Annotated in this window: 1 protein-coding gene; it reads right to left on the bottom strand. The window is 52.8% G+C overall.

Annotated elements, in window-relative coordinates:
* Nucleotides 1-231 (bottom strand): cbb3-type cytochrome c oxidase subunit I (locus tag BG74_RS18255; RefSeq protein WP_244267474.1); only part of this gene is annotated, 231 nt, incomplete at both ends.

A 231-nucleotide genomic window follows, 5' to 3' on the forward strand; every position in this document is an offset into this window, starting at 1 on the left:
ATCTGCTGGCTCAAACGGCGGGTCATCCCCATGAAACCCAATGCATACAGCGGCATGAATGCGACATAGAAGCCGATAATCCAGAACCAGAAGGCGCGTTTGCCCCAGATTTCGTTCAGGGTATAACCGAAGGCTTTAGGGAACCAGTAGGTCATCCCAGCGAAGCATCCGAAGACCACGCCGCCGATGATAACGTTGTGGAAGTGGGCAATCAAAAACAGGCTGTTGTGC

The sequence above is a fragment of the Sodalis-like endosymbiont of Proechinophthirus fluctus genome (genome assembly GCF_001602625.1).
In the GTDB taxonomy this organism is placed as follows: Bacteria; Pseudomonadota; Gammaproteobacteria; order Enterobacterales; family Enterobacteriaceae.